This is a genomic window from Pseudoalteromonas sp. S16_S37 (genome assembly GCF_014694405.1).
Lineage (GTDB): Bacteria > Pseudomonadota > Gammaproteobacteria > Enterobacterales > Alteromonadaceae > Pseudoalteromonas.
Map to the genome: position 1 here is coordinate 1 of NZ_JAAUWV010000094.1, position 8,577 is coordinate 8,577.

Below are 8,577 nucleotides of genomic sequence, written 5' to 3' on the forward strand. Positions count from 1 at the left end.
CTCCATTTTGCAAGGTTTTGAGGGGTGAGAAAACAAACGTTGCAAAATGAGGATAGTAAGATCGTTTAGATCATCAAGAAGATCAATGCATTAAGTGATTTTCAGTGTCGACTAATTAATAATATTTACAACACTTAACATTTCGCCATAAGAGGTTTTATTTATAATTATTTTTAATTGGTGTTGTATTTTATATATATAATAATTTTAAGGTTGTTTTATATAACATGACTTGAATGTGTCATTGCCTATATTAATTACAACATGCATCGCAAGGGAAATTTGGTTTGTAAATATTTCTCAAATCTTTATACTACTGTTATCACATAATAGTATCGGACTTAACGAACCATGCTAGTACCACTGGTTGATACATTTAAGCAGCTCCGTTATCAAATTGCGCATTTAGAAGATGCCACCCTACCCCAGGAATATCCTGAGCTCGATGTCTATTTATCGAAAGTAACTAAATCTATACCGCAAGCTTTATCGGATCTAGGTTTTTTATACCAGTTCCTTTATGTTTATGGTCGAAAGTCAGAAGCTACTTTTAATCGTTTTAGAAATGAATTGGAAAGATTTCACTTGTGGGCTTGGACTATTCGCCAGTTATCTGTGTTCGATTTGAAACGAGATGATATTGAAGCATACGTAGATTTCATGGTGCAACCTGAGCACGCCTGGTGCGCCGATTCTGTTCAGTGGCGCTTTAAAGAAAACCAAGGTGTTCGAGTCGTTAATAAAAACTGGCGTCCTTTTGCTAACAAAGAGCAAGCAGTTAGCCAACAAACGCTAGCTGCGATGTTTACTGCGTTAAATGTGTTTTATAAATTTGCCATTCTAGAAGAAAAGACCACCACCAATTTCGTTCCGGTTGTAAAGAAAAATAGCCCTTATCTTGTTGTCGAATCACAGATCAAATTGCCTGATACGTTAAGTAACTTACAATGGGAATATGTTTTAGGCGTAACAAAAGACAAATGCTCTGAACACCCTGAACTTGAAAGAAACCTTTTTACACTAGCATGTTTAAAGGGTCTGTATTTGCGAATTTCAGAATTATCAGAGCGACAGCAATGGTCACCGGTCATGAGTCATTTTTGGCAAGACCCAGATGGTTTTTGGTATTTACGTATAATGGGCAAAGGTAATAAACTTCGCGATGTTACGCTTAGCGAAGACTTTGTAGATTATTTAAAGCGGTATCGGACATATCGCGGATTATCTCCTTTACCCAGAGTTGATGAACCCTACCCTATTATTCATAAACTGCGTGGAAAAGGTGGTATGAATGTTAGGCAAATACGCAGAATAGTTCAACAAAGCTTTGATTTAGCAATAGAATCTTTAAATAAAGACGGATTTAATGATGAGGCTGAACAATTAAAAGCGGCCACTGCACATTGGTTGCGTCACACCGGTGCTACCCATGATGCACAGCATCGTCCATTAAAACATTTGTCTGAAGATTTGGGCCACGCAAAAATTGCTACAACCGACCAAATTTATATTCAAACAAATATAAAAGACCGAGCCAGGTCTGGTTCGAAGCGCAAATTATGATTATGTTAAAAAGGCCCTTGTTTTAATTCTTTAGGGCCTTTTTTCACATACTTAGATAGAGCGAGCAATAAACTCTATTGGGTGCATAGGCTTTTTATTTTCATAGCGTTTAACTTGGCTTCTGCATGAAAAACCTGTTGCCAGTAACTTTTCTTGTTCAGTTGCATCGACATGTTTTTTCCAAGACATATCATAAAGTGTACGCGAGTTTTCCTGGTTTTGAATTTCGTGTCCATATGTACCCGCCATACCACAACAACCCGTTGCTGGTGTTTTTAGTTTGAGGCCAAGTTGAGAAAAAATCGTTTTCCAAACGTTTGCCGTATTTGGTAGAGCAGTCGTTTCGGTACAATGAGCAAGTAAGGTATATTCTTCACCTGGTCTTACGTTCAATACGACTTTTGACCAGTCCTGGTCTTTCAACCATTCGTGAGCAAGTTCGACATGAAAGCCTAACTCATTGTTATTCAAAATTTGTTTATATTCATCTCTGTAAACCATAACTAGAGAAGCGTCTACACCTATCATAGGTATATTGTAATCAGCCAGATTAGATAAAAATGCCGTTGCGTGTTTTGCTGTCTTCGCGAACTCTTTTAAAAAACCTTTTACGTGCTGAGCCTTGCCATTTGGTACAAAAGGTAACAGTATCGGACTTTTCCCCAGCGATTGAATCACATCAACCAGTGAGGCAACAAGTTCGGCTTCATAATAACTAGTGAATGGATCTTGCACGATGAAAACACAGTTGGCCCTTTCGTCATCTATCATTTTATCGAGCTTGCTTTGGTCAAAATCAAATTCTGATTTTAGCCTTGCTTGCAAGCTTGGCACGCTTAGCTGTGGCGTATCAACATAGCCAAATATCTTTTTAATTACGTCTGAGACAAATTTGTTGGCCATGACAGGATTAACAAAAGACGCAAATTTTGACAGCAGAGGCGCCATTGTTTCTACATTTGCTACCAAATAGTCTTTTAACGGACGATTATATCTGCTGTGATAAAAGTTCAAAAAGCGCGAACGAAAACTTGGCACGTCTACTTTAATAGGGCATGCAGTGGTACAGGCTTTACAGGCCAAACATTCATCCATCGATTCTTTAACTTCATGATTAAAATCGTACGTGCCTTTACGTTTTGCTTGAGTGTGCCTAAAGCGCTCCCACCAAGTCACGTTATTTTCTTTTTGGATAAGCTGTTTTTCAGCGGCAAGCAAGTCTGTACCCGCTCCTTCTTGTAGCCTTAGCCACTCACGGATCAAACTCGCTCGACCTTTAGGAGAATGGCGGCGATCCTTTGTTACTTTATAAGATGGACACATAGGTGATGCTTCATCATAGTTAAAGCAAAGTCCATTACCATTACAGTTCATCGCGTTTTCAAAACTATCACGTACTGCTACGTTAATACGCTTATCAAACCAAGATCGCTTTTGGTCATCAACACTTACAAGTGAGTCTTCACTTTCAATTGGTGTACATATTTTGCCAGGGTTCAATCTGTTATCTTTATCGAAAACAGCTTTTATTTTGCGAAGCTCGGTGAATAACTGATCGCCAAAAAACTCAGGCCCATATTCACTACGGTAACCTTTTCCGTGTTCGCCCCACATTAAGCCACCATATTTTGCGGTGAGCGCTACAACTTTATCTGATATTTGTCTAAGTAACTGCTCTTGCTCTGGATCACACATATCCAAAGCTGGACGAACATGTAAAACACCAGCATCAACATGGCCAAACATACCATAATGAAGGCCGTGAGAATCGAGCAGTTGTCTAAACTCAACGATAAAATCTGCTAGATTTTCAGGTGGTACTGCGGTGTCTTCTGCAAATGCAAGAGGTTTTTGCTTGCCTTTTGTGTTGCCTAACAAGCCAACTGACTTTTTGCGCATGGCATAAATTTTTAGGATGTCATCTTTGTTATTAGTTAGCTGATATCCAATAACGCCCGCTTGCTTGTTTCTAATCAGTTCATCTAGCTTTTCACAGAGCGCATTGATTTTATCATCCATTTCGTCTGAAGTTTCGCCATTGAACTCGACCATATTTAGGCCTTGCATTTCAATACCTGGAACATCTGTAATTAAGTCCGATACTGAGTGCCAAATGATGTCTTCTCGAGCGAGATTGAGCACTTTGCTGTCAACGGTCTCAACAGAAGTTGCCTGTGCCTGCACTAAAAATGGCGAGTTACGAAGTGCCGAGTCAAAGCTATCGTACTTGATATTGATCAGTGTTTTATAAGGCGCAATTGGCGTTATGTTGAGTTTGGCTTCAGCCACTACACCCAATGACCCCTCTGAACCGGTAATAATTCTAGATAAGTCAAAGTGTTCTAGCGTGTCATCAAAGACGTTTTCGAGGTCATATCCAGTTAGGAAACGATTTAGACGTGGAAACTTTTCTAAAATCAGCTCCCTATTTTGCTCACAAGATGCCAGTACTTGCTTATAAATTTGCGCGGTGCGATTATCTTGCTGCGCAATTAGATGGGCTTTATCTGTTGCAATTTTGCTGGTACTTAATTCAGTACCATCCACTAAATAAGTTGTAAGTCCTAATACATGATCGCTGGTCTTTCCGTATACCAATGACCCCTGACCAGAAGCATCGGTATTTATCATACCGCCTATAGTAGCACGGTTACTTGTTGATAAATCAGGAGAAAAAAAGAAGCCATAGGGTTTTAAAAAGTCGTTGAGCTGATCTTTTATCACACCAGCTTGCACTCTCACCCACTTTTCTTCTACATTAATTTCAATTATTTCTCGCATGTAACGAGATAAATCGATGACTATCCCAGGCGTTAATGATTGGCCATTTGTACCAGTGCCACCACCTCGTGGGCCAAAAGTGAGTGATAAAAATGGGTCTTGTGCTGCGCACTGTAACGCCGTTTGAATATCTTTATTATTTTTAGGGAATATAACCGCTTGTGGTACATTTTGATAAATGCTGTTATCAGTGGCGTTAACTAAACGTGTCGCATAGCTAGTATCGGTATCACCTGAAAAACCGGCTTGCTTTATCGTATCTAGATAGTCGTTAAGTAGTTCGTTGGCTGTATCTTGCTGACTTATATTGGCAATCATGACGGTAATAATTTATTGCTTTGTCAGTATTGTATCATGTAGAAAGATTTAAAAAATTGAGAAATTTAATCTTTGTTACATATTTACGCAACTTCTACACATCAAATGCCCTATAGTTGTGAAATAGCAATTTTATGGAGTAGGTTGATGAAAAAATTTCTAATTTTAGCTTTAGGCGCTTTGTTTGTGTTGTTGGCCCTCGTTTTTGCGATTGTTCCGGGACCTTCAATCTTATTTTTGTTAGCGGCGTTGGTGTGTTTTTCAATGTATTATCCAAAGGCGCGTGACCTTTTAAGAAAAGTACAAAAGATATTTAAAAAAGCCTGCTATCGACTAGACGGCGTAAAATAAAAAGCCGACTAAAAAAGTCGGCTTCTACACTATCAACTGAGTTTAATGTTTAAGCTTATCAGCTAGATATAACCAAGTTTCTAGTACAGTGTCAGGGTTGAGTGATACTGAATCAATGCCCTGCTCTACTAACCAAGCAGCAAAGTCTTCGTGGTCTGATGGGCCTTGGCCACAAATACCAACATACTTACCTTTTGCTTTGGCTGTTTGAATTGCCATAGAAAGTAACTTCTTGATAGCAGGGTTACGTTCATCAAATAAATGTGCAATTAAGCCCGAGTCGCGGTCAAGACCAAGCGTAAGCTGAGTCAAATCATTAGACCCGATTGAGAATCCATCAAAATATTCTAAAAACTCATCGGCTAACAATGCATTTGACGGCAATTCGCACATCATAATTACTTTTAAACCGTTCTCGCCACGTTTAAGGCCATGCTGTTCAAGTAGCTCAATAACCTTTGCGGCTTCTTCCAAAGTACGAACAAATGGGATCATGATTTCAACGTTAGTTAAACCCATGCCATTTCTTACACGCTTGATAGCTTCACACTCTAGCGCAAAGCATTCACGGAAGTCTTCAGAAATGTAGCGAGATGCACCACGGAAACCAATCATTGGGTTTTCTTCTTCCGGCTCATATTGCTGACCGCCAACTAGGTTTGCATATTCGTTAGACTTAAAGTCAGACATACGAACAATCACACGCTCTGGTGCAAATGCACAACCAAGCGTTGCAATACCTTCTACAAGCTTAGCGATGTAAAACTCAACCGGAGATTCATAACCTGCTATGATATCTTTAATCTCTGCTTGTAAATCAGCAGGTTGAGAGTCAAAGTTGATTAACGCTTTAGGGTGAACACCAATCATACGGTTAATGATAAACTCTAAACGCGCTAGACCAATACCGGCATGTGGTAATCGGGCAAAATCGAATGCTCTATCTGGGTTACCAACGTTCATCATAATCTTCATAGGAAGATCAGGCATTTCATCTACGCGTGAAGAGATCACTTCGTAATCAAGTTCACCCTCGTAAATATAACCTGTGTCACCTTCGGCACAAGAAACAGTAACGCTTTGATTATTTGCAATAAGATCTGTTGCATTGCCACAACCCACAACCGCAGGAATACCAAGTTCACGTGCAATAATTGCAGCATGACATGTACGGCCGCCACGGTTTGTTACGATAGCTGCAGCACGTTTCATGATAGGTTCCCAGTCTGGGTCAGTCATATCAGTAACAAGAACGTCGCCTTGTTGTACTTTATCCATCTCGTCGATTGAATTGAGTACACGAACAACACCGCGACCAATCTTATGACCGATTGCACGGCCTTCAGCAATAACATTAGATTGCGCTTTAAGTTGGAAACGCTCCATTACATTCGCATCTTCGTTAGAGCGAACCGTTTCTGGTCGTGCTTGTACGATGTACAATTTACCGTCATTACCATCTTTAGCCCACTCGATGTCCATAGGACGGCCATAGTGTTTTTCGATGATAACTGCTTGCTTAGCTAACTCTTGAACTTCTGCGTCAGTAATTGAGAATTGCGCAGACTTTGCTGGGTCCATATCAACAATCTCAACTTGCTTACCGTGCGATTCATCATTTGAATAAATCATTTGGATTGCTTTTGAGCCAATGTTGCGGCGTACTACAGCAGGTAGACCTTTAGCAAGCGTTGGTTTATGTACATAGAATTCGTCAGGGTTTACTGCGCCTTGAACAACCATCTCACCAAGACCATAGCTTGATGTTACAAAAACTACGTCTTCAAAACCTGACTCAGTATCGATACTAAACATAACGCCTGACGATGCTTTGTCTGAGCGAACCATACGTTGCACACCAGCTGATAATGCAACACCACGGTGATCATAACCTTGGTGGACACGGTATGAAATAGCACGGTCGTTAAATAGCGAAGCGAATACATGCTTTATAGCAACCATTACCGCGTCGATGCCACGTACATTTAAGAAAGTTTCTTGTTGACCTGCAAAAGATGCATCCGGCATATCTTCTGCTGTAGCAGAGGAACGAACCGCAAAAGAAACGTCTGAATTAGTGTCACCGTGAAGTGTGTTGTAAGCGTCGCGAATTGCTTTATCTAGGGCAGGCTGAAATGGTGTATCGATAATCCATTGTCTTATATCGGCGCCTACCTTGGCGAGGGTGTTGACGTCATCGACATCAAGGGTATCTAGTATGGTGTGGATCTTTTCGTTGAGACCAGATTGGTCTAGGAATTCATTGAAGGCTTCGGCTGTTGTTGCGAATCCTCCCGGAACTTGTACACCAGCGTTTGATAAATTAGATATCATTTCCCCAAGTGAGGCATTTTTACCACCAACTCGAGGCACGTCTTGCATACCTAACTCTTGATACCAGAGAACGTAGTCTTGCACGGAACTGTCTCCAAAAACAAATTGTAATAAATGTGAGAGATTGTTTGACCTTTTATTGAGGTCAAGGGCATTCTACACTGGTAAGTACGCCTACGTAAACCGCGTTGGGGCAAATTCAGTTAATTTGAAATAATAAGGTTATCATGAGAACCGCATTTTATATCTCGGACGGGACCGCAATTACGTCAGAAGTATTTGGTCATGCAACGCTGTCGATGTTTCCTGTGGAGTTTAACCACCAAACGATTCCATTTGTTGAAACCGTTCAAAAAGCGCAAGAAATCAAAGCTCTAATAGATTTAACGGCACAGAACTGTGGAGAAAAGCCGCTGGTGTTTTTCACGTTTGTAAACCCTGAACTATCAGACATTATCTTGTCCTCTCAAGGTGTTTGTTATGATTTTTTAGCACTTGCTAGCAAGGTAGTTAAAAAAGAGCTAAATGTCGATCCGGTACCTAAAATCCATCGCACTCATTCAATTCATGAAGCTAGCTATGACTTTCGTATCGAGGCTGTGAATTACGCACTTGCAAATGATGACGGCGCGAATATTAAAGACTATGAGCAAGCTGATATCATACTGGTTGGTGTGAGTCGCTGTGGTAAAACACCGACAAGTCTATATTTAGCGCTACAATATGGAATTAAAGCAGCGAACTACCCTATGACCGAGGACGATTTGGAAAAGGGCAATTACCCTCGCTGTTTATTACCTTATAAAAATAAATTGTTTGGCTTAACCATCAACCCTGAAAGGCTCGCTGCTATCAGAGAAGGACGAATGGCAAATTCTAAGTATGCATCGTTACGACAATGCAGGATAGAGGTGCGTGAGGTTGAAATGCTATTTAAGCGCCATAACACGCCATATCTGAATTCGACATGTCATTCAGTGGAAGAAATATCTGCGAAGATTATCTCTGAGACTGGGCTAAAAAGAAGAAAATATTAAAAAGGCCGCGATTGCCTGTCTTTCATACACAAGTCCCTCGATGAAAATCGGGGGATTTTTTTTGAACTTAGCTGATTAATCTTGATCTGATCTGTTTTGATATAACGATAAGGTCAGTTACGGTGTTTTCAGCAAGTTCAGAGAAATGGGCATCAGAAACTTTTTCTCAAGCAAAGTTAGGTGATATTCGCAG

5 protein-coding genes are annotated in these 8,577 nt (G+C 40.3%); 3 read left to right on the forward strand and 2 right to left on the reverse strand.

The genetic code is table 11. The features are described from left to right. The first annotated feature begins 351 nt into the window (after nucleotides 1-351). Nucleotides 352-1,563 carry a tyrosine-type recombinase/integrase gene (locus HC733_RS21250; RefSeq protein WP_190366984.1) on the forward strand — a complete coding sequence of 404 codons (1,212 nt, stop codon included), beginning with the start codon at nucleotides 352-354 and terminating at the stop codon, nucleotides 1,561-1,563. A 51-nt stretch (nucleotides 1,564-1,614) separates the two neighbouring features. Here the strand turns inward: HC733_RS21250 and ydiJ are convergent, their stop codons facing one another. Next, on the reverse strand, nucleotides 1,615-4,662 hold the full coding sequence (ydiJ, locus tag HC733_RS21255; protein ID WP_190366985.1) for a D-2-hydroxyglutarate dehydrogenase YdiJ: 3,048 nt from the start codon (nucleotides 4,660-4,662) through the stop codon (nucleotides 1,615-1,617). A gap of 147 nt (nucleotides 4,663-4,809) precedes the next feature. Here ydiJ and HC733_RS21260 point away from each other — a divergent pair, with 147 nt between their 5' ends. Continuing rightward, nucleotides 4,810-5,013, forward strand: coding sequence for a PGPGW domain-containing protein (locus HC733_RS21260; RefSeq protein ID WP_190366986.1), 204 nt, complete (start codon nucleotides 4,810-4,812; stop codon nucleotides 5,011-5,013). Nucleotides 5,014-5,055: 42 nt separating this feature from the next. Here the strand turns inward: HC733_RS21260 and ppsA are convergent, their stop codons facing one another. Continuing rightward, complete coding sequence (ppsA, locus tag HC733_RS21265; RefSeq protein WP_190366987.1) at nucleotides 5,056-7,431, reverse strand: phosphoenolpyruvate synthase; 2,376 nt, start codon at nucleotides 7,429-7,431, stop codon at nucleotides 5,056-5,058. Between the two features lie 143 nt (nucleotides 7,432-7,574). Between ppsA and ppsR the strand changes: the two genes are divergently transcribed. Continuing rightward, nucleotides 7,575-8,384, forward strand: a complete 810-nt coding sequence (ppsR, locus tag HC733_RS21270; RefSeq protein ID WP_190366988.1) for a posphoenolpyruvate synthetase regulatory kinase/phosphorylase PpsR — start codon at nucleotides 7,575-7,577, stop codon at nucleotides 8,382-8,384. Nucleotides 8,385-8,577 lie beyond the last annotated feature (193 nt).

Excerpts from the sequence above, each read along its gene's own strand:
- HC733_RS21250 (WP_190366984.1), top strand. The coding sequence starts at position 352 with ATGCTAGTACCACTGGTTGATACATTTAAGCAGCTCCGTTATCAAATT.
- ydiJ (WP_190366985.1), bottom strand. The coding sequence starts at position 4,662 with ATGATTGCCAATATAAGTCAGCAAGATACAGCCAACGAACTACTTAAC.
- HC733_RS21260 (WP_190366986.1), top strand. The coding sequence starts at position 4,810 with ATGAAAAAATTTCTAATTTTAGCTTTAGGCGCTTTGTTTGTGTTGTTG.
- ppsR (WP_190366988.1), top strand. The coding sequence starts at position 7,575 with ATGAGAACCGCATTTTATATCTCGGACGGGACCGCAATTACGTCAGAA.